The organism is Chitinophagaceae bacterium (assembly GCA_016713085.1).
Classification (GTDB): Bacteria; Bacteroidota; Bacteroidia; order Chitinophagales; family Chitinophagaceae; genus Lacibacter.
In genome coordinates, this window is sequence record JADJPV010000006.1 from 12,913 (window position 1) to 38,864 (window position 25,952).

Annotated in this window: 15 protein-coding genes and 3 pseudogenes; 1 reads left to right on the forward strand and 17 read right to left on the reverse strand. The window is 39.2% G+C overall.

Annotated features, from left to right (window positions below; all coding sequences use genetic code 11):
* Positions 1 to 1,167: 1,167 nt before the first annotated feature.
* The 8 genes and pseudogenes from IPK31_20910 to nirB form a co-directional block, all read right to left on the reverse strand.
* Positions 1,168 to 4,732: pseudogene (locus IPK31_20910) on the reverse strand (molybdopterin-dependent oxidoreductase).
* A gap of 47 nt (positions 4,733 to 4,779) precedes the next feature.
* Positions 4,780 to 6,153: an MFS transporter gene (locus IPK31_20915; protein MBK8090166.1), complete on the reverse strand. Its 1,374-nt coding sequence runs from the start codon at positions 6,151 to 6,153 to the stop codon at positions 4,780 to 4,782.
* Between the two features lie 24 nt (positions 6,154 to 6,177).
* Positions 6,178 to 7,026: an ABC transporter ATP-binding protein gene (locus tag IPK31_20920; protein ID MBK8090167.1), complete on the reverse strand. Its 849-nt coding sequence runs from the start codon at positions 7,024 to 7,026 to the stop codon at positions 6,178 to 6,180.
* Positions 7,027 to 7,089: 63 nt separating this feature from the next.
* A complete protein-coding gene (ntrB, locus tag IPK31_20925) occupies positions 7,090 to 7,875 on the reverse strand; it encodes a nitrate ABC transporter permease (protein ID MBK8090168.1) in 786 nt (261 codons plus the stop codon).
* A 33-nt stretch (positions 7,876 to 7,908) separates the two neighbouring features.
* On the reverse strand, positions 7,909 to 9,117 hold the full coding sequence (locus tag IPK31_20930; protein ID MBK8090169.1) for an ABC transporter substrate-binding protein: 1,209 nt from the start codon (positions 9,115 to 9,117) through the stop codon (positions 7,909 to 7,911).
* A 44-nt stretch (positions 9,118 to 9,161) separates the two neighbouring features.
* Positions 9,162 to 10,760, reverse strand: coding sequence for an alginate export family protein (locus tag IPK31_20935; protein MBK8090170.1), 1,599 nt, complete (start codon positions 10,758 to 10,760; stop codon positions 9,162 to 9,164).
* A gap of 99 nt (positions 10,761 to 10,859) precedes the next feature.
* A complete protein-coding gene (gene nirD, locus IPK31_20940) occupies positions 10,860 to 11,207 on the reverse strand; it encodes a nitrite reductase small subunit NirD (protein MBK8090171.1) in 348 nt (115 codons plus the stop codon).
* A 199-nt stretch (positions 11,208 to 11,406) separates the two neighbouring features.
* Positions 11,407 to 13,905: pseudogene (gene nirB / locus IPK31_20945) on the reverse strand (nitrite reductase large subunit).
* Positions 13,906 to 14,309: 404 nt separating this feature from the next.
* Here nirB and IPK31_20950 point away from each other — a divergent pair.
* Positions 14,310 to 14,998, forward strand: a pseudogene (locus tag IPK31_20950) (Crp/Fnr family transcriptional regulator).
* A 1-nt stretch (position 14,999) separates the two neighbouring features.
* Here IPK31_20950 and IPK31_20955 read toward each other — a convergent pair.
* The 9 genes from IPK31_20955 to IPK31_20995 form a co-directional block, all read right to left on the reverse strand.
* A complete protein-coding gene (locus IPK31_20955) occupies positions 15,000 to 16,691 on the reverse strand; it encodes an NADPH-dependent assimilatory sulfite reductase hemoprotein subunit (GenBank protein ID MBK8090172.1) in 1,692 nt (563 codons plus the stop codon).
* A gap of 17 nt (positions 16,692 to 16,708) precedes the next feature.
* Entirely contained in the window at positions 16,709 to 18,424 is a 1,716-nt protein-coding gene (locus IPK31_20960; GenBank protein MBK8090173.1) for a flavodoxin domain-containing protein, read from the reverse strand.
* Between the two features lie 17 nt (positions 18,425 to 18,441).
* On the reverse strand, positions 18,442 to 19,230 hold the full coding sequence (gene cobA, locus IPK31_20965; GenBank protein ID MBK8090174.1) for a uroporphyrinogen-III C-methyltransferase: 789 nt from the start codon (positions 19,228 to 19,230) through the stop codon (positions 18,442 to 18,444).
* Between the two features lie 49 nt (positions 19,231 to 19,279).
* Positions 19,280 to 20,176: a hypothetical protein gene (locus tag IPK31_20970; protein ID MBK8090175.1), complete on the reverse strand. Its 897-nt coding sequence runs from the start codon at positions 20,174 to 20,176 to the stop codon at positions 19,280 to 19,282.
* A gap of 31 nt (positions 20,177 to 20,207) precedes the next feature.
* A complete protein-coding gene (gene cysD, locus IPK31_20975; GenBank protein ID MBK8090176.1) occupies positions 20,208 to 21,116 on the reverse strand; it encodes a sulfate adenylyltransferase subunit CysD in 909 nt (302 codons plus the stop codon).
* Positions 21,117 to 21,222: 106 nt separating this feature from the next.
* Entirely contained in the window at positions 21,223 to 21,957 is a 735-nt protein-coding gene (locus IPK31_20980) for a phosphoadenylyl-sulfate reductase (GenBank protein ID MBK8090177.1), read from the reverse strand.
* A gap of 2 nt (positions 21,958 to 21,959) precedes the next feature.
* Positions 21,960 to 23,222, reverse strand: a complete 1,263-nt coding sequence (locus tag IPK31_20985; GenBank protein MBK8090178.1) for a homoserine dehydrogenase — start codon at positions 23,220 to 23,222, stop codon at positions 21,960 to 21,962.
* Between the two features lie 22 nt (positions 23,223 to 23,244).
* The gene (metX, locus tag IPK31_20990; protein ID MBK8090179.1) at positions 23,245 to 24,276 is read right to left on the reverse strand and encodes a homoserine O-acetyltransferase; all 1,032 of its coding nucleotides are present in this window, start codon (positions 24,274 to 24,276) and stop codon (positions 23,245 to 23,247) included.
* Positions 24,277 to 24,383: 107 nt separating this feature from the next.
* A complete protein-coding gene (locus IPK31_20995; protein MBK8090180.1) occupies positions 24,384 to 25,709 on the reverse strand; it encodes an O-acetylhomoserine aminocarboxypropyltransferase/cysteine synthase in 1,326 nt (441 codons plus the stop codon).
* Positions 25,710 to 25,952: the final 243 nt, after the last annotated feature.

The following is a 25,952-nucleotide window of genomic DNA, read 5'->3' on the forward strand; positions in this document are numbered from 1 at the left end:
TGCTGAAAACAGAACCTGTGCGTTCGTTGGGATTAAAATCTTCTGCACAAAGAATATCATATACATGAAAGAAGCCCCAGCCGAATATTTTCAATAACGGTTTTCGTTTCACCAATATACTGCTGAACACTTCACTCTTTACTCTTGTTTTGATTCCTATACAGATACCAAAGGTTCGGGTATCTTCATTGTTAAACTGTTTAACAAGATAATTCTTCAACTGCAACCCTTCCCTGCAATTATCTTCTACCTGGAAATTTAATTCATTGGCCGCATGCCTCATATTCAGCTGATACTTTTCCAGCAAACTGCTCCATTTCGCTTTATCGTTTTCATCAATTCCTTTTACAATAATACTTTTCCACGGAGTAGAGCATAACTGACCAATCTTTGTTTCAAGGCAAAGCAGACTTAACTCTTTCAGGTAATCGACATTAAACAATTCATCTCTGCGATACACACCCAGCCAGTATTTATTGTTGTTATACCTGTTTAATCCTTCGTAATAAGGCAGATTGAAGAAAGGGAGCTGCAGATTTTTATCAGCAGGCTTGGTAATGTAACGGTCGCTGTGTAAAAGTTTCACCAGGTCTTCGCCCCTTGCATCCTTGTTATCATAAAACATCGGACGGCTTTCCAGTATGAGCTGTTCAATTTCTTTTGAAACATTTGCCACATCATTGGTGTACACCATTTCCGACCATTCATAAATGGTATTGGTTTTTGGAAAGCGGATAAACAGGTGCCAGAAGTGCAGCGAATCATTAGATGCGACCCAGTTGATATTACCGGTAAGCATAGGTGTAAAACTCTGATTATTGTCAGACACATTAATCTTAAGCTGTGGCTGGTAATCCATGCCATCGAAAATATCTTTGTACACACCTTCACTCAGCCAGGTATTGTTGATAAAGATTTCTTCAGCTGGATAAGAACTTACAATATTCGGAAATTGCTCATAGCCTGCTTCATACTTCATACCAATGGCATCAAGTTCAGTCAACAGAACAGACCTGCTTTCATCACTTACAGTAATGATCAATTGCTGACGCAAACCAAAACTCACATAGCGGATTCCTGCCCTGGTTGATGCAACCAATATATTGTACAGATCACCGGGCGATATAATTCCACCACGAAAATTGATCATTATCGTTGAACTGCTTTTCATTTTTCTACCAGTACTTTTTCTGTTGTATTTTTTGATAACCAGTTTTCAAGAATCGTTTTAACTTCAGGTCTGCAACTGCCACAACCCATTCCTGCTCCTGTTAACTGGCATAACTGTAAATGGTCTTTGCAGCCTTCTTTAATTTTATTGGTAAGGTTTCCCTCTCCTACATTATTACAACTGCAAATTAATTTTCCAATAACGGGCTCTGCTGATTTACCGCTACGTAATAATTGCAACCTCTTTTCACTCAGCTCCATTTTATTTTCAATGAGGTTCCGGAATTCAAGAAACTCACTCTTATCCCCAATTAAAATAGCTCCAACCAGCTTATCATTATGAACGATGCATTTCTTATAATAGCGTTTTGCTTTATCAATAAAAATGATTTCTTCATAGGAAGGATCATTACCCGGAACTTCTGCCAAGCCAAGTGAACACAGTTCAGTGCCGTGCATTTTTAAAATATTCATCAACAGCGACCCGTTATAATATTTCGAAATATCACCGCATAAATATTTTGCAACAATTTCTGCCTGCTGTTCAGCAGCTGCAGTAATGCCATATAAAAAACCTTTGAACTCAGCAATTTCACCAATGGCAAAAATATTTTCATCACTGGTACGCAGATATTCATCAACCACCACACCACGTTTACATTCTACACCAGCCGTTTTTGCTATTTCAATATTTGGCACCGTGCCAATAGCAATAACCACTGCCTGGCAATTAATCATTAAACCACTCTTTAAGCGTACACCGGTAATTTCTTTTTCACCGAGAAAGCGGTCAATTTCATCGTTGTAAAATATATCAATGCCCTTATTCACTAATTCTTCGTGCAGCAGCTGACTGCCCAATGGATCCAGTTGCCTGTCCATTAAACGGGAAATACGCTGAATGATCGTTACCTCCACATTCACTTCACGTAATGAAGCGGCCAGTTCAATTCCCAGTAAGCCACCACCCACAATTACTACTTTTCCGTTGACAGGATCAACATGATGTTTAAAATTATCTGCATCAGTGCGGCTGCGCATTGTAAAGATTCCTTTTATTGGAGGAACATCTTTCAACATGAAAGCCCGGCTTCCGGTTGCCATCAATAACACATCATACTGATGTGAAATTCCATTACTGTCTGTTACTGTTTTATTATCCCTGTCAATATGTTCAATACTTACACTCTGTGTAATTTTATACGAAAGTCGGTCTCTTCATCATCCGTCATTTTAACCAGGTTATGCCAGGGCAACGCACCACTGATATAATCAGGTAATAACACCCTGTTATAAAAAGGAAAATTTTCTTTGCTGAAAATCTCAATCTCATCATCCGTATTTAACGCACGGTAACTTTTTACAAAACCACATGCCCCGGCTCCGGCGCCAACAACAATAATTTTCTGCCTGGCCTTTTTGTAAAGCGCAACCTCTACTGCACTAAACTTAAAATCGGGCTCTTTGCTTTTAGGATCAACAAGGTTGTTGGTAAGATTATTTGCACGGTTGAGATCACTGTTTAAAATTTTACCCCAGTGCATGGGCATGAACACAACTCCCTGTTTAATATCTTCCGTAAGTTTTGCTTTAACTCTTACGTTTCCTCTTACATTAAACACTTCCACAACATCGCCTTCTTTGATGCGACGGATAAATGCATCTGCAGGATGTATTTCAAGAAATGATTCACTGATATGCTGATTGAGTTTGTTAACCTTGCCTGTTTTACTGCGTGTATGCCATTGATCACGGATACGCCCTGTTGTAAGTATCAGGGGATGTGTTTTGGTAACAGCTTCACTTTGATTATTATCATCAAAAGAATGAATATTCGCTTTTTGTGATGGAGTGTGGAATTTTTTGTCAGCAAACAATCTTGGAGTACCATGATTTGACTTTGCATTTTTCCCATATTGATTTTTATAAGGCCACTGTACAGATCTTTTTTCTTTCAGTATTTCATAGTTAAGATCACTGATATCAATGGTTGTTCCTTTTGTTAATGCTGCATGCTCAGCATAAATTGCTGCAGCATTTTTGAAATTGAACCCATGATAGCCCATCTTTTTGCAAAACGGCAAATGATTTCTGCATCAGCTAATGCTTCACCCGGTGCTTCATTAATTTTGGAAAGATGAGAAATGTAACGGCCCGCATTAGTCATGGTACCTTCCTTCTCCGACCATGCAGCTGCAGGTAACACCACATCAGCATAAGGCAGGGTTTCCAGTTTACTTGTTACATCCTGTACAACTACAAACTTTGCTTTCTTCAATCCCTCTTCTGCTTTGCGTACGTCGGGTAAACTGATCAATGGATTTGTACACAAAATCCAGATAGCTTTCAGTTTGCCATCATTCAACTCATCAAACATTTCTGTTGCTGTTAATCCGGGCTTTGATTGAATCTTTCCCAATGGAATCTGCCAGAATTTTTCCACTTCATTTCTGTCTGTTTCGTTTAACAGATCTCTATGTGCCGGTAAAAGATTTGACAGGCCGCCTACTTCTCTTCCTCCCATTGCATTTGGCTGACCTGTTAATGAAAAAGGTCCTGAACCGGGTTTACCAATATGCCCGGTAATTAAATTCAAATTAATGAGCGAAAGATTTTTATTTACACCAATCACACTTTGATTCAATCCCATCGTCCACATGGTAATAAACCCTTTTGCATTACCGATGAATAATGCCGCCAAACGGATCTCATCTTCACTCACTCCGCAAATTGCAGCTGCATCTTCTATTGTACGTTCGAAAACTGTTTTCCTGTATTGTTCAAACCCATTTGTATGATCACTGATAAAATCAAAATCAATCTGCCCTTCCTCAATCAGGCATCTGCCAATGGCATGATGAAGTGTAACATCCGTTCCCGGATTTAACTGCAAATGCACATTCGCCATGGAGCAGCTTTGTGTTTTGCGTGGATCGCTGACAATAATTTTCAGATCAGGATTTTTTTCTCTTGCCGCTTCCACTCTTCTCCACAAAATTGGGTGGCACCATGCAGGATTAGCACCGGCAACAAAAATGCAATCGGCCAGTTCAAGATCATCGTAACTAACCGGCACACTGTCTTCGCCCAAACTCATTTTATAGCCAACCACTGCCGAGCTCATGCACAATCTTGAATTCGTATCAATATTATTACTGCCGATAAACCCTTTGATTAGTTTATTCACTACATAATACTCTTCCGTTAAGCACTGGCCCGAAGCATAAAAAGCAACAGAGTCGGGGCCATACTTTTCAATAAATGTTTTAAAGACTGCAGCTGTACGTTCCAAAGCAGTATCCCATGAAACTCTTTGCCGTGGCTGACTGCGGCTGTAACGCATTTCGGGATACAGTAAACGGTCTGTTTGATCGTTTACTGTATAATGAAGATTCATGCCTTTAGAACAAAGCATTCCTTTATTTACAGGATGATCCTTATCCCCTTCTACAGAAATGCGGCCCTGTTCATCTTTGTTTACAACAATACCACAGCCAACACCACAATAACAGCAGGTTGTTTTAAAACCATGATTATGGTTGACTGATGACTGTCCGTTTATTTTACCCGGCTTATTCAATACTGGTTTTTCGTTTTTATTTAATTTAGTTATGCTTTTACTTCAACCGGAACAACAACCAGATCTTTAATACTGGTGCCTTTTTTTGCAGTTATTGTTCTGAAAATAAAAACAGCAACACCAATTCCTAGAATGATATATCCCAGCAATGCAAATGCTGCTGTATAATCAATCACGGTTTTCGTTGTGGCTATTCCGTTTTCAATTACTTCCTTTGTTACATTCACTGCTTTTGCTTTAAACATAAAAGCAATGAGCATGGCCCCAATGTTACCACCGGCGCCAACAATCCCTGCAACACTTCCCACAGCAACAGGGCTAATGAATGGCACAAGACTGTATGTGGCTCCATTCGCCATTTTCAAACTGAGACCAAAGAAAAACATCAGAAAAATTGCCATGCCCAGATTACCTGATTTGGCAAACCAGATAATACCAATCCCTTCCAGTAATAATAAAGTGGCTAATAAAAATGATTTACCGTCGAAGCCCCACACTTTTCCAATTCTGTCGGCTACAATACCACCCATTGGTCTTGCAAAAATATTAATCCATCCAAAGATACCCGCAGCCATACCTGCAACTGCTATTGAAGCACCAAAGGAATCAGTAAAAAATATTGGTGCAAAATTGTCAACTGTAATTTCTACGCCAAAGCAGGCAGCATAAGCAATCGTCAGTATCCATGTGCGGTAATCTTTTACTGCAATCAGGAATGTATTTTTTTTATCATCAACCTTATAACCAATTTCTTTGTAATCCCCGGCAGGTGTGTCTTTGGTAAACTTATAATACAGGAAAGCACATACAAGCAGCATCACGCCGGGAAAAATCATTGCATACCGCCAGCTGTCTTCTCTGCTGCAAAAACCCAACGCAGTAAAAGCTGATGCAATCAGCGGCATAAAGAAGTTAGCTGCACCACCACCTGCATTGCCAAAACCGCCGGCTGTAGCATTAGCAGTACCTTTTATATTCGGTGCAAACATTACTGATGTATGAAACTGTGTAATAACGAAGGATGCACCAATAACACCAATTGCCAAACGGAATAATAAAAACGAAGTGTAAGAATGACTGGTTCCGATCAACAATACAGGAACAGCACACAGTACCAGCAGCCATGTGTAAATAATACGTGGGCCATATTTATCAATCAGCCTTCCGATAATTAAACGGGCAACAATTGTAGCAGACACTGAAGCGATCTGAATATTTCCGATCTGATCTTTTGTTAAATGCAACTGCTCCCTGGCAATCTTCATTAACGGTGCCATGCCAAACCAGGCGAAAAAACAAAAGAAGAAAGTGAGCCAGGTAATATGAAATGTTTTCATCTGAACTCCTTTCAGTGAAAAAATATTTAACCTGCCTAATGGTTGTGCTGCTGTTGTCTGTTGCATTGAACTGATTTAAGATTTGTTAATTTAAAGGATGTCATCAATTGAAAATTTGTCAATCAGGAGGTTCATCAGTTTATCATGAATGGTCATATAAACTTCATCATGCACGATATCTTTTTTATTGCGTGGCCTTGGTAATGGCACATCAACAATTTCTTTAATGGTTGCTTCGGGTCCGTTATTCATCACCACAACACGATCACTCAGAAATATTGCTTCTTCAATATCATGTGTTACCATTACAATGGTTTTTTCCCGGTTATCGAGGTTCCAGAGTTTTAATAACTCTACATGCATACTGCTTTTTGTCAAAGCATCTAATGCGCCAAACGGTTCATCAAGCAATAAAATAGAAGGATTGATAGCAAACGCTCTTGCAATAGCCACACGCTGCTTCATACCGCCAGACAGCTGACCGGGCAGTTTGTCTTTATGATCATACAGTTTTACCATTTTCAGGTTATTGATCACCAGTTCCTTCTTCTGTGCAGCTGTTTTATGTTTTATTGCAGAGTCTACTGCTTCATAAATATTCTGATACACCGTTAACCAGGGAAGCAGGGAATAATTCTGAAAAACAATCCCTCTGTCAGGTCCGGGTTTTTCAACTTCGTTACCGTTTGCCCTTACAACACCACTCGAAGGTTTTACCATTCCGCTGATGGTACCCATTAAGGTTGATTTGCCGCAACCTGAATGACCGATCAGGCAAATGATTTCCCCTTTCTTTACACTTAACGAAATATCCTTTACGGCTGTGTAAATACCTTTCGGTGTTTTGAAACTTACAGTTACGTTTTCGATCTCAATGCTTTTTCCTGCATTATAAACAGGCTTCAATAAATTTTCTGAAGTAACATTGCTCACTTCCATTGTTGATTCTGCTGCCATTGATGAAGTACTCATATAATCAGTTTAATTGTTATAAATGATTGCCTATACAGCATAGCTGAATTTCTTTTGCAATGCCATAAATAATTTGTCCAGTATTAATCCTACAATTCCGATAATAATGATGGCTACAATAATCTTTGCAACACTTCCCCCATTAAATCCTTCCTCCCAAACAAAATATCCAAGACCTATACCACCCGATAACATTTCACCCGCAACAATGACCATCCATGCCACACCAATTGCCAAACGCAACCCCGTAAGTATATGCGGTAAAGTGAACGGTAACATTATTTTCGTGAGGTACTTCCACTTTGAAAAACCAAAAGCTCTTCCAACATTCTTATGATCCTGCGGTATTGCTGAAACACCAAATGCTGTATTGATAACTGTTGGCCAGAGTGAACAGATAAAAATCATGAAAATGCTTGCAGCTGGAGAGTCTTTAAAAATCGCCAGCCCCAATGGAAACCATGCTAATGGTGAAACAGGGCGAAGTATCTGAACAATAGGATTTACAATAGCCATCATTGTTTTGCTGGAACCCATTAATAAACCCAATGGTATTGCTATTATACTTCCCAATCCGAAACCAATACCCACCCTTGCAAGTGAACTCAGCAGTTTGGTGCCAATCCCTTTCACATCCGGTTCATTCTGCATCGGATTTTGCATCACTTCCTTAAAAGTGATCCAGGTCATCCGTGGATTGGGAATTTCATTCTTCGTGTAAAAGGAAATCACCTCCCAAATTGCGCCCACTAACAACAGCCCCGCAGCAAAGTATACAACTGATAACAATGTTTTTATTGTGAATATTTTTTTCATACTGAATGATTTATTTTTGTTAGCGATACAATGTTATCTTTTTGTTGTCTTGAGGTATGCCGAAGGATTGTTCGGATCAAACGGTACATCGTAAGTTGTTTTAAACGTCTGCATATCAGGTTGCACAGGAACACTCATTTCCTTTGCCACTTCTGCATACAAATCGTCCAGTATTAATTTTTCAGCAATGCCTTTGTAATCAGGATCTGATTTTAAATAACCAAAACGTACATACTGAGCAAGGAACCAGATAGCGTAAGATTTTTTAGGCATGTTCACAATACCGTTATTGTAAAACATCATATAATCATCTTTATATTTCTGTACGCCTAATTCACAACCCAGATCATTAGAACCTTTTAATCTTGCTTCAATAACCTGCATAGGAGCATTTACATAATTAGGTTTAGTTAGCCATGACGCAGCTTTCGAACGGTTGCCCATTACATCGAGCCATTTACAGGCTTCAATAATTGCTTTCATTACTTTTTTCAAATCACCTCTGTTATTGGCTGCAAAAGCTGAATTAACCACCAATGCTTTCTCGGGATGATTTTTCCAGATGTCCTGCGATGCGATATGTGTAAAGCCAATATTCTGCGCAGCAGCTACACCATTCCATGGCTCACCAACACTGAACCCTTCCATATTATCTACCCGCATATTTGCCACCATTTGCGGGGGCGGAATGGTAATGATACTTACAGATTTCTGGTTGATTCCGGCAGCTGCCAGCCAGTTGCGTAACCATATATCATGTGTGCCGCCCGGGAAGGTCATAGCAAATGTTACTTCCTTACGACCCTGTACATTCTTTACAGCCCCTGCTGCTTTATTCACTTCTTTAAATCCAACCAGGCCGCAAAAATCTTTGGATAGAGTAATACCCTGACCATTGTTGCTTATAGTCATTGCAATTTTCATTTCACTGCCTGCCTTACCACCAAAACCGGTATAAACAGACAGAGGCATGGAGAATAAACAATGTGCACCGTCAATTTCTCCGTTTAATATTTTGTCTCTTACAACTGCCCATGATGCTTCTTTCTCGAGCTCAACATCTACACCGTATTTTGCGAAGAGCCCTAACTCTTTGGCTACTACGAGCGGAGCACAATCGGTAAGAGAAATAAACCCCAGTTTAATTTTCCGGGATGCTGTATGTATTTTAAAAGAAGTAACACCGGTGAGTAAACAGGTAAGTGTTAAAAAAAGTATTGCTTTTGTTATGATTGATTTCATTGTTGTAAGTTTTAATAACTGGGTTAAATTTTCGCTATTACCTATTATTGTTTAATTGCCACTGGCTTCGTATATAAAAAATCAGGGGTAAACCGGATCATTGCATAAAACCAATTCCCTGTTTTTCTATACGTATCAGCTGCTGCATCTGTAGTTGCCTGTCCTTTGGCAAAAGCCATGCTCTTTGTGGTATTCATAACTGAGTAACCCAATTCTATATTGGTAAACTTGTTCATGTTATAGTTGATCAGTAAATCAATTTCATTGCCCAGGTTTTTATCAATCAATGTTGCGTCTGCTTTTTTCATGTCTTTGTCAATAGAGAAAAGATGAAAATCAACTCCTGCTGTGAATACATTTCCAGCGTACTTAAATTTCAGATAAGGGTTTTTTAATCCACCTGCAGGCGAACCTGTACCTACATAGAAATAGTCCATAAAGCCCCAATGACGGTGCGGGGTGCCATACAATGGATCAAACTTTTCATCATTCGATGTAGAGGCATCATTTCCACTCAGCACATCAAAACCGGGAGTGAAACTTATTTTCCCTTTCTGATACGTTGCAGAAACTGTGTAGTGATAAGCATTTTTCATTTTAACTCCATCACGATTTTTACCACTTTGTGCATAGTAAGCAGCCTGTATGGCAATTTTTCCAAAACCAGATGCGTTGCCAATTGTATGGTTGATCATTAAACCATATGTATAGCGGTTAAATGTTCCGGTATAATCAAACATATCAGAAGCACCGGCTGAAACAAATCTTCTTCCATATACATAACCGGCAGAAGCGCTTCCTACAGAATCTAATTTATATTTACCAAACATGTCGTTGAAAAATAAAGCGGAGAACTTCGTTTGTTTTATTTTTTTACTGATGTACAAGCTGGCAAATGATTTATAATCTTGGTTACCACCATTCGTAGTTGGTGGGTTAACCCATACAGGTGCTCCTGTTTTAGCGCTGTTATTACCGGCACTACCTGCCGCTGCCATTGGTAAAATACCGGCTGGTGTGGGAACCAGAACACCCAATGAATTTTTTACATAAGCCGGAATATTGGCCGGAACATAAGATGTATTTGTTATGCCAAAGGCATCTGAGTTTTGATTAAATGCATAGCCTAAATCTATCTGGCAACCTTTATGAACTGTTTTTAATAAGGCCATATCGTGACGACGCCCCTGCTGCAGCCAATCAAGATTTCCAATTAACCTTACATCATCATAAATTAATTCCTGCCGCCCGATCTTTAAACTCATCAGATCAATTCCTTTTGTTTTGATCGTTGTATCTGCTTTGTTGAACAGTGTTAAATCAGCCCAGCCTTCATGCAGCATTAATCGGTTGCCATCTGCATTAGAAATGGTTGATGCATCCTGCCCCCATACTCTAACATCCTGAACAGATGCACCAAATGTTAACCTGTCCCATTTGTAACCAAAAATTAATCTTGTACGCTGCGAAGTAAACACAGCAGGTTTTGAACCTTTCAGTACAAGATTGCCAAGCCCGTTACGTACTTCTGTTCGTGTTCTTAACTGGCCCGTTAATGTAAACTGTGCATTTGAACTGAACGCATTCAAAAAACATAACAGCATACTTACCCGTAAAGCTTTCTTTTTCAGATTTTTAATCATAGTTTTGTTCTGGTTTTTAGATTGTTGTCAATTTAAATTCTACTCCCCGTCCGAGCTTCCATTTCGAGTCGGGGTTTTTTATTACTAACTTTTGTTTTATTAATCAGCAATTCCGATAAACACTTTATCTCCCTCCACTTTTACAGGAAATGTTTTGATGGTACATTCTTCTCCATTTAAACACTCACCGGTTCTTAAAGAAAAAGTTCTCTTATGAAAGGGGCAGGCCACTTTTGGTTCTTCACCCTGTGTACCGATCATACCACGGCTCAATGCCATTTGCATACGATGCGGACATTCATTTTGAGTGGCATACCATTCATCACGGCGGGTAAAATGAAACAAAGCGATTTGTTCGTTTTTATACTTTACACATACTCCCCCGTTTTGAGGAACATCTTTTGCTGAACATGCATAGAACCAGGTCAATACTTTTTCTTCTGTCATCATTTTTGATAAAAGTTTATCTGTTGCTTATACTAAAGCAGGCCCGTCCGGCCGGCTATCCGGGCAGGCAATCGTTAACTAAAATGGCTTTGGCTTTTTTAAAAACTGGCAAACAATCGTGTAAGAATGTTTTTAAGGGAAAGGATCATTATCTACAGTATGGCAAATCATTGAATCAAAGAAAGCAAGCAACCCGGTATTACTTCCACTCTTTTGCTTTCTTCTGTTCTCTCATTTCATCAAACTTCACAGATGGATCTTTTTCTTCGGGTGCATTCACAAAATGACTGAAACGTTTTCTTAACTCCGGCGTTTCAATAGCAGCCTTCCACTCACACTCATACGTATTTACATGGTTGATCATATCAGCTTCCCATTGTGCATTCATACCCAATGCATCATTCACAACAACTGATCTTAAATAATCAATTCCTCCTTCCATTTTATTCAGCCATGTAGCAGTACGTGTAAGCGGATCAGCAGTTTTTACATAAAACATTAAGAAACGGTCTAAATATTTAATACAGGTTTCTTCGTCAATATCAGTTGCTAATAACAAAGCATGCTGCGGCTTACTTCCACCATTTCCGCATACATAAAGATTCCAGCCTTTCTCTGTAGCAATGATGCCGAAATCTTTGCTCTGTGCTTCAGCACATTCACGAATACATCCGCTTACACCACCTTTTAATTTGTGTGGTGAACGCAGACCACGGTAACGCTCCTCAACTTTTATTGCAAAGCTTACACTGTCATGTAAACCAAACCTGCACCAGGTACTGCCCACACAACTTTTACTGTACGTAAACTTTTACCATATGCATGACCACTTTCAAAACCTGCTTCTATTAATTCTTCCCAGATATTTGGCAGATCGCTGAGGTGAGCGCCAAACAAATCAATACGCTGACCTCCTGTAATTTTTGTATAGAGATTATATTTTTTTGCCACCTGCCCAATGACGATTAATTTATCAGGAGTAATTTCTCCACCTGGAATACGTGGCACAACAGAATAGGTTCCTCCCTTTTGTATATTGGCCAGGAAACGATCATTACTATCTTGTGCAGTATCATTTCCTTTTTTCAGAATCACTTCATTCCACAAGCTGGCAAGAATAGATGCAACAGGTGGCTTGCACAATTCACAACCATCACCTTTTCCAAACATATTCAGCACTTCTTCATAGGTTGTGAGTTTGTTTATTTTCACCAAATCAAATAACTCCTGTCTGCTGTAATCAAAATGTTCGCATAAAACATTCCTTACAACTTTTCCCTGTGTTTTCATGGTGTGAACCATCAAATCTTTCACCATTGGTACACAACCGCCGCAACCTGTTCCGGCTTTTGTACACTTTTTAATAGCATCTACTGTTTCATAACCCAATTCAACAGCGCCGCAAATAGCACCCTTGGTAATTGCTTCACAGCTGCAAATCACAGCATCATCGGGCAATCCAATAATCCCAGCACCAGCTGACTCTTCACCACCTCTTGAACCCAATATCACATCTTCAGGATTGGGTGGCAACACAACTTTGTTCTTGCACGTTTGCAGCAACATATTGTATTGTTCTGCATCTCCAACCATAATACCCCCTAATAATGTTTTTCCATCTTCACTGATATTGATGCGTTTGTAAACACCTTTATGATTATCATTAATTGCAATTGTTTTTATTCCATTCCCACTGATAAACGGATCACCAAATGAAGCTACATCTACACCAATGAGTTTGAGCTTTGTACTCATGTCATATCCCCTGAACTCTTTGTCGGCTTCAAACAAATTATCTACTACTACCTGAGCCATTTCATAACCAGGGGCTACAAGTCCATAAATCATATTATTATATAAGGCACATTCTCCTATTGCATAAATCGATGGATCAGATGTCTGCAATCTTTCATTCACAAGTATCCCGCCTCTTGGCCCAACTTCAATTCCTGATAACTTCGCCAGTTCATCTCTTGGTTTAATACCTGCACTGATGACGAGCATATCAACATCGATAATTGTATCATCTGAAAACTTCATCCCGTTAATACAACCATTGCCCAATATTTCAGAAGTATTTGTGCTGGTCAATACTTTTAATCCGAGGCTTTCTAATTTTCCTTTTAATAAATTACTGCCAGCTTCATCAATCTGTCTTGGCATGAGTCGTGGAGCAAATTCTATTACTGTTGTATCTGTAACTCCCAGATCAATCATTGCTTTTGCTGCCTCCAGTCCCAATAAACCACCGCCGATCACTGCACCTTTTTTTGCTTTCTTTGCATAGGCAGTCATCAGCTCCAGATCTTCAATTGTTCTGTAAATAAATACACCGTCTTTTTCAGTACCCGGAATTGGAGGGACAAATGCTGCCGAACCGGTAGCAAGAATTAAAACATCATATGAAACTGAAAGTCCTTTTGTGTGAGAGGATCGTTTTAGAAGCACGGTCTATTTGTGCAACAGGATCGGCCAAATGAAGTGTGATATTATTTTCAGCATACCAGCTGGCGGGCGCCATTGTTAAATCTTCAGCAGATTTACCTGCAAAATATTCGCTGAGGTGAACACGGTCGTAAGCGGGGCGAACCTCTTCACCAAAAACGGCAATTTCAAATTGATAGGGGTTCGATTTGTCAATTAATTTTTCACAAAACTTGTAACCCACCATCCCATTACCAACAATGACAATCTTCATGCTAAAAGAATTTAAAATCAATAAATAATCTATAGCATGGCAAGAAATCGTTACATTAAAATAAATTATATTTAATACCTGTAAACTTTAAAAGCCCTAAAAGTCATCATTAAATATGATCTATATCATAAATTTAACTATTTTTTCAAATATTTCATCAACTTTAAAAAATATTTTACATAGATTTATTTTTAATATTTGTAATTGACTCTTATGCTCATGCCTTTAAAGCTTTTATGGATATTCAAAGAAAGATTCATTTGCATGTATGATTCTTAATAGATTTGCGAACAACACTGTTTACGAATATGTTACATAAGTAATGTTGTAAAGAATGGGAGTTTATGCATTAAAAGTTAGGAAACAACATTACCCGAAGTTTATCATATATTATTATAGCACATATGAAGAAAACCAAAAAACCCTGCGACCTTAAAAGTTGTTCCTTTTGTAGACTCTGTTTAAAAGAGTGGCTGCCAGCCATCGATTTAAACAGGCAAACATTGCAGATAAGCAAAGGCCAGACATTTATTCAGGAGGGTGAAAAGGTTACGGGAGTATACTTTGTATATGAAGGTGCAGTAAAAGTGCATAAGCAGTGGGGAGAAAAAGAACTGATTGTACGCTTTGCTAAAAAGGTGACATTGTTGGTCACAGGGGTCTTGGGAATGATATTTATTACCCTGTTTCAGCAACTGCTATTGAACCTTCTGTTGTATGTTTTATTGAAATTGATTTCTTTATATCCTCTTTGAAAGTAAACCAGGACTTTTTGTTTCAGCTAATGATGTTCTTTGCAGAAGAATTAAAAGTGTCTGAACGTAAAATGCGTAACCTCGCCCATATGCCGGTGAAGGGACGTGTTGCTCTTGCTTTATTAACACTGCACGAAAAATTTGGGGTAAAGCAAGATGGCGAGATTGATCTTACCCTAACAAAGCAGGACCTTGCTTCTTATACCGGAGCTACTTACGAAACAGTATTCAGAATATTAAATGAATTAGCAGAAGAGAAGTTGGTAAAGCTTTCCGGTAAAACAATTGCTATCCTCAATAAAAAAAAGCTGACAGAAATTTCAAGTAAACCAGAATAAATTATTGCGCCTGTAATTTTTTTTCAGGTTCAGTTATTATCCATTTTCGATTTGAAAAATCACCAAAGGTTTCACCGGCTTTCTGTTCAGTTTTATACGCTTTAAATAATTCGTCCAGTGTATTTAATATCTGTTCTTCGTTTAGGCTGTCTTTATACTTTGCATTTAAACGTTCCCCAACTCTATCACCACCAATATGTAAATTGTATTGTCCGTAAGCAGTTCCTACAAAACCAATTTCAGCTGCCGGTGATCTTCCGCAACCATTGGGGCAACCTGTCATACGTAAAATAATTTCTTCATTCTGCAGAGAGTGTTTCTCCAACAATGGTTCTATTTTATCAATCAAAGAAGGAAGATAGCGTTGTGCTTCAGCAAGTGCCAGCGGACAGGTGTTAAATGCAACACAGGCCATTGCATTTTTGCGTAATGCGCCTGCATGATCAGTATGTGCAATCACTCCAAACTTAATAAGCAACTCTTCAACAGCTGCTTTATCTGGTTCTGCAATATCTGCCAGTATCAGGTTCTGGTTACCTGTAAACCGGAAATTTGCTTTCCCTGTTTTTGCAATTTCAAGCAAAGCTGTTTTTAATGCAATCTTTTCATCATCCAGCACTCTTCCATTTTCAATAAAGACTGAGTAATACCATTTGCCTTCATGATTCTGTTTCCAGCCGTAATGATCTTTGCGATCGGTAAAAGTGTATGGCTTTGCTTCTTCCAATTGAAAGCCGCAACGTTTTTCCAGTTCAGTTCTGAATGCATCCGCACCGAATTTATCAATGGTATATTTTAACCTTGCAAGCTTCCTGTCACTTCTGTTTCCATGATCCCGTTGAATGGTCATTACTTCATAAACTGCTTTCAATACATTTTCTGTACTAACAAACCCAAGAACAGTGGCAAGTCTTGCATATGTATTCAAATTACCATGTGTAGAGCTTAATCCACCACCTGCAGCTATATTGAAACCCTTTAATTGATTGTTCTCGATAATTGCTATTAAACCAACATCATTGGTTAATACATCAATATCATTATTGGGAGGAATCGCAATTCCTACTTTGAATTTTCTTGGCAGGTAACGATCCTGGTATAAAGGATCTTCTTCGTTCTTATCTGCTATCTGTTCTTCATCCAGCCATATTTGATAATAAGCTCTTGTTTTTGGCAAAGCCATTACACTGATCTTGTCTGCATATTGAAACACTTCTTCATGTATTGCAGATTCTTTCGGGTGTGCACTGCAGGTCACATTCCTGTTTACATCACCACAAGCAGCAATAGAATCAAGATGCAATGTATTAAAAGACTGAATGGTTGGCTTGATCTCTGACTTTAAAATACCATGCAGTTGTACCGTTTGTCTTGTTGTGATTTTAATTGTACCTGTTGAATGTTCACCGGCAACATGATGCAGACCAATCCATTGTTCAGGCGTTAAAAAACCACCGGGTAGACGCAGACGTATCATGAACGAATACAGCCATTCTAATTTTTTTGCACTGCGTTCTTCTCTCCTGTCACGGTCATCCTGCTGATATAATCCATGAAACTTGATCAGAGACTGATCATCTTCATATAAAGCACCTGTCAGAGCTTCATCCAGGCTTTCCTTCAAAGTTCCTCTCAAACCATCGCTTGATGTTTTGATACGTTCAACAGCTGATAAATTATTTTTTTCGCTCATGGCTGAATTGATCTCTTTTAATAAACATCTTTTTCATACCTGCCCTCTTTCTTCAGCAGTTCCAGGTATTGTTTTGCTTCTTCGTTTGATTTCTGTCCTTTTTCCACAATGATCTGCAGCAATGTGTTTTCTACATCTTTACTCATGGGGTCTTTTGTTCCGCTTACAAACACCGAAGCTCCATTGCTGATCCAGTTGTACAGCTCTTCTGCTTTTTGTTGCATACGGTGCTGTACATAAATCTTCTCCTGCTGATCTCTTGAAAAAGCAAGATCAATTTTTGTAAGCACACCTGTCTGCACATAATTCTGTATTTCTGTCTGGTATAAAAAATCTGTTGTGAACTTCTGTTCACCAAAGAAAAACCAGTTTCTACCAGTTGCACCTGTTGCATCCCTTTCTGCAAGAAAAGCACGGAATGGAGCCACACCTGTACCCGGGCCAATCATGATCACATCTTTCTCAGCAGCAGGCAATTTAAAATTCTTATCCTTATGTACATAAAAAGTAATTACTGAATTAACAGGAAGATCACCGAGAAACTCACTGCACAAACCAAAACGCTGCTCATCTTCTGCAAGAAACTGAATTCTGGCCACTGTGATATGCACTTCATTTTCTCCATGTGCTGCAGGAGAAGATGATACAGAATATAATCTTGGTGCAATCGGCATTAATATTTTCACTACTTCTTCAAACTGTGCAGCGTCTTTCACCGGGTAGATACGAAGCAGATCAACAAGGTCCATTCTTGTATCAGGAATTTCCTGTTGTATAATTGCTGCATACTTTTTTACTGTTGATGAAAGCAGGTAACAGATATTGAGATGCTGTGTGAGCAACTCTGAAACTGGAGCTGATACTTTTGCAGTTTGAATTACTTTATTAGCCTCAATACCAGTTAGAGAGATTATTTTTTCAACAACTTCTTTCCTGTTTTGCGGAACAATACCGATTGTATCGCCGGGTTCATATTCAATGGCTTCATCACATCCTATTTCAATATGATAGGTTGCTTTGTTTGAACCACGATCGTTCAGATTAATATTTGCAAGAACACTACCCCGGTAATATTTTTTCCCAGTTGCCTTTTTAACAGGCTGTTGCTGAGGAACAGCCGCTTTTTCAACTGCTTGATTTTCGATTACATTTAAAACATTCCCAAACCATTCCATTGCCTCTTCTTCATAATCAACATCACATTTACGCAACGGAACAACCCGCTTTGCACCGAATTTTTCAAATTGCAGATCCAGATCCTCTCCAGTTTTACAAAACATGGGATAGGATGAATCGCCCAGTGCTAATACACTGAATTTTAAATTGGGCAATGACAACTCATTATCATGTATATGATCATAAAACTTTTTAGCCGGTGCAGGAGGTTCGCCTTCGCCTTGTGTACTGATTACAACAAAAAAATATTCTTCTTTTGAAAGATCATTCAGGCGATACTGATCCAGTCCAATCAACTTTGCATTTACTCCTCTTTTCTTTGCCGCTGCAGCTAACTGTGTGGCGAGTTTTTTTGAATTGCCTGTTTCAGTACCAAAAGCAAGACTGATTTTTTTAGTTGCTGCAGATTTTATCTCATGTCCATTGCTATTGGAAGAACCATTGGTTAAACCATTCGAAACAATTCCGCTCAAATAGCCATTGATCCAAACCAGCTCTTCCTTTGAATAGCCATTCAGAAATTCATGCAGTTCCTTTAATCTCGCCTCACCAATCATATTTATCTTTTTGCAGTTTATAATTTTTTGAAAACAGACCCGGCTTCGTTTCCGGCAAACCATTTAAAATCCTGGTGCAGTTTGACAACATCACCAACAATGATTAAGGATGGCGAACTGAATTGCTTTCTGGCAAAATCAGCTGCACATTCTTTCAGTGTTGTAATATGAACTTGCTGATGACTTGTTGTAGCCTGTTCGATAACAGCAAGTGGCGTTAGTGGCTGGCGTGAAAAGCGCAACAACAATTCAGTCAAGTCAGTAATATTTTTTGCGGCCATATAAAACACCAGTGTGTCATTGGTATTAGCCAATGCCTTCCACTTTTCAGTACTGTAAAAACTATTTGGGTTGAATGTAATAAACTGCACAGCCTGTGAGTAGTCCCTTGCAGTTAATGGAATACCTGCATAAGCAGAAGCGCCTGATGCAGCTGTAATACCGGGAATAATTTCAAATGGAATTTGATTCTCATGCAAAGCCCTTAATTCATCAAGCACATTACTGAAGAAAGCAACATCGCCTCCTTTTAACCGGACAACTGTTTTTCCATTTAATGCATACTCAAGAATTAAAGCAGTAACATCTTCCTGCAATAGAGATGCTTCATTGTATCCCTGCTTACCGGCAAGTACAATCAGTGCATCTTTTGCTGCATGTTCATCAATGATTTCCGGATTCACCAAACGGTCAACAATAATGACATCTGCTTCAGCCAACCGCTTTTGCAGCTTCACGGTAATCAGTTCCGCATCACCCGGACCAGCTCCCGCCAGTATAACTTTCCCTTTGGTTGATTGTTTCATGTTTATTTAGTCTACCCACTGGGTAGGAATTATGCGTAAAAAAAATTAATTACTTGAACAGCACAGCTGCGACAGTACTGTTGCTGGCTTCCTCAATCAAAATGGCGCTTCCGTTTGCATTAAGCGTTTCATCGCCATCATACACAACCGGCGATGCTGTTTTAATGGTTGCTTTCACTACTTCATTCAGCTTTACATTTCCTTCAACAGGCTGGCGCTGCAGGCTGTTCACATCTAACTTATACTCCACCTCTTTTACAATAGCTCTTACGAGACGGCTGTTATGCTGCAGGTAATACTTATTGCCGGCAATCAATGGTTTCTCATCCATCCAGCAAAGCAATACTTCGAATTCATTACTCACCTTAGGAAGATTATCTGATTTTACAATTGAATCGCCACGGCTGATATCAATATCATCAGCCAGTTGTATGGTTACACTCTGTGGTGCAAATACTTCATCTACTTCTTTTCCTCCAGCCTGTAAATGACTGATGGTTGTTTCGATGCCTGCAGGCAATACAGTTACTTTGTCGCCTTTCTTATAAATTCCACTGATCACCTCGCCTGCATAACCACGGTAATCGTGTAATTCTTCTGTTTGAGGACGAATCACTAACTGCACCTGGAAACGTGCATCCGTTAAATTCACATCATTGTTGATTTCAACCTCTTCCAAAAATTCGAGCAAAGGTTTTCCATCATACCAGGTAATCAACTGAGATCTGTCAACAATATTATCTCCGTTCAATGCACTGATAGGAATATAGGTAACATCTTTTAATCCAAGTTGTTTCGCCACTTCGTCTGTTCTGTTCTTGGTTGATTTTTCCAATGCTTCCAGTTGATCGATCAGGATGTTTTTACTGTCGTACAGTAAACGACCGATCAAAGTGCTTTTCCCATCATCCACACTGCCTGCTGTTATAAATCTCAACAAATCCATTATTATTAGAATTAAGTCTGTTTAAAAATTATTAGAAGTAGCCGTTCTTTTTTCTGTCTTCCATTGCTGCTTCTGTTACTTTATCGTCTATTCTTGTTTCGCCCCGTTCACTGATCTTGGTAGCGATAATTTCATTCACCACTTCTTCAAGCGTTGATGCATTTGATTCAACTGCAGCGGTGCAGGTCATATCGCCAACTGTGCGATAACGAACTCTCTTTGTTACTACTTTATCGCCTTCAGAAAGTTGTACATGTTCACTCATTGCCACCAGCTGACCTTCATGTTCAATCACTTCCCTGTCATGTGAAAAATAGATTGAAGGAAGATCAATTTTTTCTGTACGGATATAATTCCAGATATCCAGTTCAGTCCAGTTGCTGATCGGGAACACACGAACATTTTCGCCTTTCTGTATACGTCCGTTATAAATGCTCCACAATTCAGGTCTTTGCAACTTTGGGTTCCACTGACCAAACTCATCTCTTACAGAAAAAATCCGCTCCTTAGCTCTTGCCTTTTCTTCATCTCTTCTTGCACCGCCAATGCAGCAATCAAACTTGAATTCTTCAATAGTATCTAACAATGTGTATGTCTGTAACCAGTTGCGGCTTGGAAATTTTCCTTTTGGCTCGGTAAGGCTTCTCTCTTTGATTGTATCTTCTACTTTTCTTACAACCAAAGTTGCGCCTACGTCATTTGCCATCCAGTCACGGAATGCCAATGCTTCAGGAAAATTATGACCTGTATCAATATGCACTAAAGGAAAAGGAATCTTTCCGGGTGCAAATGCTTTTCTTGCTAAATGCACAAGTGTAATGGAATCCTTGCCTCCGCTGAATAATAAAGCGGGTCTTTCAAACTGTGCCGCAACTTCACGGAAAATGTGAATACTTTCCGCTTCCAACTGCTCCAGGTAATTTAACTTATATTGACTCATATTCTTGTTTCTTTAAAGTCCACCTGATACGTAGACTTTATATGCAAATAAACACTAAAATCTCCTAACATCTGTTGATAAATACGCAAACGATTGCTGACCGCCGTCAGGATTTTTTTCCTTCTTCAATTTCTGCATGTTCATGCAGTCCGCATTCCTTTTTGCTGCTGTCTTCCCACCACCAGCGACCGGCCCTGAAATCTTCGTCCGGCCTGATGGCTCTTGTGCAGGGGGCACAACCAATGCTGACAAATCCTTTGTCGTGCAGTGAATTATAAGGAACATGATTTTTCTGAATGAATTCATTCAGTTCTGCCCATGTCCAGTGAAGTATGGGGTGAAATTTAATCACCTGGTTGGCTTCATCCCACTCCAGTTGAGGCACATTCTGTCGGTTGGGACTTTGTTCAGCCCTTAACCCTGTAATCCAGATTTGCTTCCCTTTCAGAGCCCTTTGCAATGGCTCAACCTTACGGATAAAACAACATCCCTTCCTGTTTTCAACCGATTCATAAAATGAATTCGGCCCTTTTTCAGTTACAAAATCCTGAATTGCCTCCGCATTTGGATAATAGGCTTTGATGGGATGCTGATAAGATTCCAGCGTTTGCCTCCATGTACTGTAGGTTTCAGTAAACATTCTGCCCGTATCAAGCGTAAAGACTTCAATGGGCAGGTGCTCACTGAAGATCAGGTGACTGATAGCCTGATCTTCTAAGCCAAAACTTGTAGAGAACACAATACTTCCTTCGAATCGTTGATTCAACAATCGAAGACCTGCTTCTGGACTTTGATCCTTCAGCAGGTTTTCCAGTTCCGTTATAATTGCCTGTTGACTCATTTTCAGTTGAGATTTAATCCAGCCAGTTCAAGGCTTTTCTTTTTTAATTTCCTGATCTCCACATCTTCAATAATTGGTTCGGGAGTTAAAATAAGCGATGTGCCGTTTTCTCTCCACCAGTTATTATTAAGCAATTCTGTTGCAGGTAATACGCCAATCAGATACTTACGGTCGCTTTCTGCATGCCACTCTTCAATCCATTCAAAACGCTCTTTCGGAACAAAGTTCCAGTCATCAAAGCTAACATATACTTTGAGATAGAAATCAGTTGTCAATTCATTTGGCTGATGATAGTATAATTTCTTATACTCATACTTATAATCATAACGTAAAGCGGAGATATCACTCAGTACAGCAGATGCTGTGGGGAATGAGCCTGCTCCCTTACCGTAAAAGAATTGCTTATCAGAAAAAGAACTTTCAACCACTGCACCATTGTACTCATTCTTTACAAATGACAAATGATCATCATGTTTTACAAACTGAGGTAATACAAATGCAGCCACTTTTCCATTCTGTAACTTTTTTGCCTGTCCTACCAAACGAATTTCAAAATTCTTTTCACGGCCTACGGAAGCATCAGTTCCCTGTATATTCTGAATACCCGTAAATAAAATCCCTGTTGGTTTTGAAACGATACCATAAGCATGTAATAGCAGGATTACCCATTTGTTTACTGCATCCCAGCCATCCACATCCAGCGTAGGATCTGCTTCTGCAAAACCTAATTGCTGAGCCTGTAACAATGCCTGTTTGAAATCAAGCTTCTCTTCAAACATTTTAGTGAGAATATAATTGGTACTGCCATTTACAATTCCCCTGATGCCATGTAACAGATCATTATCATAATATTCTTCGAGGTTACGGATAACGGGGATAGATGCACAGGCTGATGCTTCGTACAGGAAGGAAAGACCTGTATCAATTTGCAACTGTAATAATTCAGGTAAATGTTCTGCAATCATCTTCTTGCTGGCACTCACCACTTCTTTACCATTCTTTAATGCTGTTGAAACAATGTGAAAAGCCGATTCACTTTCATTGATCACTTCTACAATTACATTGATCTCTGTATCATTTAGCAACACATTCTTATCGGTTGTAAATAATTCATCCGGGGCATTTCTTTTCTTTTCAGGATTCTTAATACAAACTTTTTTAATCTTTGCATTCAGCGAAGGGGTTTGCTGCAATACTTTATACAAACCTTCCCCTACCACTCCAAATCCAAATAACCCAATGACTAACTGTTTATCTGATGACATACTTAATTTGTTAATTGTTTATTTAATTGCCCTTTTGAGTTTGCTGCAGAAAAGAGTTGATTGCTTTTGTGATTTGGTCATACTCAGCAAAAAAGCCATCATGACCATAAAATGATTCGATAGTTTTAAAATTTGCCCCGCTGATTGTATTGGCAAGAAACTGCTGTTCGCTAACAGGAAATAAAATATCATTGCTGATACCGATCACCAGTGTTCTGGCAGTAATTTCTTTTAATGCCAGTTCAATAGAAGAACGGCTGCGGCCAACATTATGAGCGTCCATTCCTTTACTAAGAAAATAATAACTGAATGCATTATACCGCTTCACTAATTTTTCGCCCTGGTAACGCTGATAAGATTCACTCTTGAAGTTTTCCAGCTCATCATTACTTTCTTCAATCTGGCTGATGCCATAAGCATCGTAATGACGGTAAGAAAGTAATGCAATGCTTCTTGCTGCAATCAATCCTTCACTGCCTGCATCATCTGCTTTATTTTTCCATGTTTGATCTGCTTCAATAGCCAAACGTTGTGATGAATTGAAAGCAATTCCCCATGCAGAATGAAAAGCATTGGTTGCGATTGGTACAATATGTTCAAACAATTGCGGTTCTTCAATAGCCCACTCCAGTAATTGCTGACCACCCATGCTGCCGCCAATACCAAGAAATATTTTTTCGATGCCCAAAGATTTGCGTAATGGATCATAAGCACGAATCATATCTCTTGTAGTGAACCAGGGAAACTCATGATAATAAGGGTCACCGGTTAAAGGATTTTTATCAAATGGACCAATACTACCATATGCGCTGCCAGGCATGTTGACACATACAATAAAATATTTAGCAGGATCAAATAACTTTCCTTCACCTACCAAACCAGTCCACCATTCTGAGGGATCACTGTTGGCCGTTAATGCATGAAAAATCCAAACCACATTGCTTTTTGATTCATTCAGCTTACCCAATGTCGTATAGGCTAAATGATATTCATTGAGCAGTGCACCCGATTCTAACCTGAATGGTTTATTATATGAAAATATTTCTGTTGACATTTACTGTTATCGTCTTTTGAATCTTTATCAGCTGAATTAAAAACAAAGCGTACAAGAGTGTGACACAACGCAGACACATTCATGTACCTGCGCTGGTCAACTGCTCTTTATCCTACTAATTCTTTTTCAAATACTGCCTGGAAAGCCTGTTCAATATCTGCTTTAATATCATCAATATGCTCAATACCCACACTGATGCGTACTAAGTTTGGATCTACTCCTGATGCTATCTGTTCAGTTTCGCTTAACTGTTCATGTGTAGTGCTTGCCGGATGAATGGCCAATGTTTTTGCATCACCCACATTTGCCAGGTGACTGATCAGTTTCAATGAATTGATAAACTTCTCAGCATTTGCTCTTCCGCCTTTAATACCTACCTGTAATACGCCACCAAATCCATTGGTTAAATATTTCTTCGCCAGTTCATGATAAGGATTGCTTTTCAATCCCGGATACAATACAAACTCAACAGATGGATGTGTTTCCAGCCATTGTGCCAATGCCAATGCATTCTGTACATGACGTTCAACACGAAGCGAAAGTGTTTCAAGCCCCTGTAACAACAGGAATGAATTGAACGGGCTTTGAGCAGAACCAAAATCTCTCAAACCTTCTACCCTTGCACGGATAATGAATGCAATATTTGGTAAACCCAAAGGATTGCCTTCACCAAAAATATCCCAGAATTTCAATCCATGATAACCTTCACTTGGTTCTGTAAACTGCGGAAACTTTCCGTTACCCCAGTTATAGTTACCACCATCAACAATTACACCACCAATAGTTGTACCATGACCACCGATCCATTTTGTTGCACTTTCAACAACAATATTTGATCCTTGTTCAATTGGGTGGAACAAATAACCACCGGCTCCAAATGGATTGTCAACGATTAATGGCAGATCATATTCCTTCGCCAGATCGGCAAATTTTTTAAAGTCAGGAATATTTAAGCGGGGATTACCAATGGTTTCTAAATAGATCGCTTTTGTATTCTTGTCGATATGCTTTACAAAACTTTCTGCATCATCACCATCGGCAAAGCGTGCTTCAACACCAAGACGTTTGAAAGCTACTTTGAACTGGTTGTAGGTTCCGCCATATAAATAGGAAGTAGAAATAAAATTATCACCTGCCTGCAGAATATTGTTCAGTGCAATAAACTGTGCAGCCTGTCCGCTGCCCACTGCCAATGCAGCTACACCGCCTTCCAGTGCTGCGATGCGTTGTTCAAACACATCACTGGTTGGATTCATGATACGGGTATAGATATTTCCGAATGCTCTTAAGCCAAATAAATTAGCAGCATGTTCACTGTTATCAAAGCCATAGGAAGTTGTTTGATAAATTGGTACAGCACGTGATTTTGTAGTTGGATCGATTTGCTGACCTGCATGCAATTGCAATGTTTCAAAATGAAGTTTGTTACTCATGATTGTAATGAATGAAAGGTTATTTAATTGAAATTATGTAGTGAGAAAAAGAGTGTGAACCTTCCCGTCGGGGGATCGGAAATGAATAGGTATGCCTTACGGCATACAGCAAATCATACAACAGCAGCACTGCATAGATACAGTTGCTAAGATTGGCTTATTGTTGTTGTTGAGCATATTTTTCAAATACCCTACAAATGTAGTTGGGTTTACCCGGTTAAGCAAGTGCTTAAATGTAAAAGT

Bases quoted from the DNA above. Each gene is read 5' to 3' on its own strand.
- IPK31_20915 (MBK8090166.1), bottom strand. From the start codon at position 6,153: ATGCAACAGACAACAGCAGCACAACCATTAGGCAGGTTAAATATTTTT.
- metX (MBK8090179.1), bottom strand. From the start codon at position 24,276: ATGTCAACAGAAATATTTTCATATAATAAACCATTCAGGTTAGAATCG.
- IPK31_20995 (MBK8090180.1), bottom strand. From the start codon at position 25,709: ATGAGTAACAAACTTCATTTTGAAACATTGCAATTGCATGCAGGTCAG.
- IPK31_20985 (MBK8090178.1), bottom strand. From the start codon at position 23,222: ATGTCATCAGATAAACAGTTAGTCATTGGGTTATTTGGATTTGGAGTG.
- IPK31_20955 (MBK8090172.1), bottom strand. From the start codon at position 16,691: ATGAGCGAAAAAAATAATTTATCAGCTGTTGAACGTATCAAAACATCA.
- ntrB (MBK8090168.1), bottom strand. From the start codon at position 7,875: ATGAAAAAAATATTCACAATAAAAACATTGTTATCAGTTGTATACTTT.
- nirD (MBK8090171.1), bottom strand. From the start codon at position 11,207: ATGACAGAAGAAAAAGTATTGACCTGGTTCTATGCATGTTCAGCAAAA.
- IPK31_20935 (MBK8090170.1), bottom strand. From the start codon at position 10,760: ATGATTAAAAATCTGAAAAAGAAAGCTTTACGGGTAAGTATGCTGTTA.
- IPK31_20970 (MBK8090175.1), bottom strand. From the start codon at position 20,176: ATGGATTTGTTGAGATTTATAACAGCAGGCAGTGTGGATGATGGGAAA.
- cysD (MBK8090176.1), bottom strand. From the start codon at position 21,116: ATGAGTCAATATAAGTTAAATTACCTGGAGCAGTTGGAAGCGGAAAGT.
- IPK31_20930 (MBK8090169.1), bottom strand. From the start codon at position 9,117: ATGAAATCAATCATAACAAAAGCAATACTTTTTTTAACACTTACCTGT.
- IPK31_20960 (MBK8090173.1), bottom strand. From the start codon at position 18,424: ATGATTGGTGAGGCGAGATTAAAGGAACTGCATGAATTTCTGAATGGC.
- cobA (MBK8090174.1), bottom strand. From the start codon at position 19,230: ATGAAACAATCAACCAAAGGGAAAGTTATACTGGCGGGAGCTGGTCCG.
- IPK31_20980 (MBK8090177.1), bottom strand. From the start codon at position 21,957: ATGAGTCAACAGGCAATTATAACGGAACTGGAAAACCTGCTGAAGGAT.
- IPK31_20920 (MBK8090167.1), bottom strand. From the start codon at position 7,026: ATGGAAGTGAGCAATGTTACTTCAGAAAATTTATTGAAGCCTGTTTAT.